The 1374-nt window shown below is 50.9% G+C and carries 1 protein-coding gene and 1 pseudogene; both read left to right on the plus strand.

Features of this window, described 5'->3' with window-relative positions:
• A partial coding sequence (locus PR833_RS19735) for a chromosome partitioning protein ParB (RefSeq protein ID WP_272526453.1) occupies positions 1–1138 on the plus strand: 1138 nt, incomplete at its 5' end.
• Positions 1116–1374: pseudogene (locus PR833_RS19740) on the plus strand (hypothetical protein); the annotation flags it as partial. The gene PR833_RS19735 and the pseudogene PR833_RS19740, both read left to right, overlap by 23 nt.

A 1374-nucleotide genomic window follows, 5' to 3' on the forward strand; every position in this document is an offset into this window, starting at 1 on the left:
CCAGCGCATGACGGCGGACGGATTACCCGTCAGCATATCGCACATCAGCAAGATGGAAGATACTGTTTCTGTTTTATTACCTTATATGCCCCGTTTACTGGAAAACGGGCTGGGAAGACCCCAAATTGAGCAATTATTATCCGTGCGCTCGACATTAAAACGGGTGGCGGATTCGTTACTTTTTCAGCATGACGATCCGGACCCGGTCCATGACTTTCTGGGGTGTTTTGAAAGAACATGCACAGAAATAGATAACCATGATGTTTTTGATTATGACGTGTTTCTGGATGAACTGATTGGTCGTCTTCTGAGGGAGTGTTCTGTTGATGGTGTGGATTATGAACGCTGGGTATTTGAATTGAAGGTCAATAAAGGCCGGCGCAGTACAAAACCGGAATGGCCTGTACCGGTGGACAGTGAGGATGAAACAACAACGGCCCATTCAGAAAGCGGACATACCGGTATTACTTCCGGTTTTTCGGCGGAGGATGTGTTAACGGAGCCACTGTCTTCTGATTCAGGTCAGGAGACTTCGGTATCCCCTGTTGTTGAAAAGAAAAAATCCCGTCCGGTTGTGGAGATCCAGACGGATTTATACGGGGGTGCACCGGTACTGAGCGGGGATACCGATGAAGCGGATATTGATCCTGACATCGTCGGCGTCATGTCTGTCCCGGATAACGCAGAGCGTACCACACCGGCAGAGGTACCGGTCGCTGGTTATTCTGCGGCTACACTGACGTGTCAGGATCTCTGGCCGGTGGCCTCACATCTGGATGATATTGAACATCTTCAGACGCAGATTTATCGTACTTTGTTTGAATTAGGGAATGAACTGGATATCTCCCCCGAATTTATGGCCGCCTCCGGGGTGCATTCTCCGGGATTTACCATCTTGTCAGAGACTTCGGCGCTGGGACGTGTGATGACTGTTTTCTCAGCGGAAAACGGCGCTCATGATGGTATTCCGGGCGCTCTCAGAACCCTGCTGACCGGCGGAAATCAATCCGGGATGCCACCGGTATTGAATGATGTCCAGTTTATGACATGGATGAAGCTGATGTACTTGTTGCGTTGTCTGTATGCCAGACAAAGAGATGTTGATCCGGATGTGAATGATGAAGAGGAATGGGAATAAAAGCATCCCCTTATCGCCGGCGGCGCTGGCGTATTATCTGCCCCTGAACCGGGGGCGGGCAAAGACCGGTTATGAGCAGGAAGTGATACAGCGCCTGACGGATATCTGCCGGTTATTCCGGGCCGGGAGCCGGAAATATGAGCATGATAAGGTTGTCCGGTTTTTTGTCCGTCCACCGGAAAATCAGGATGCGGACTGGCGGCGGTTGGTGTTGTTCAGTGCGGAAATCTGCCGGT

It is taken from the genome of Providencia sp. PROV189, from assembly GCF_028480065.1.
Lineage (GTDB): Bacteria > Pseudomonadota > Gammaproteobacteria > Enterobacterales > Enterobacteriaceae > Providencia > Providencia stuartii.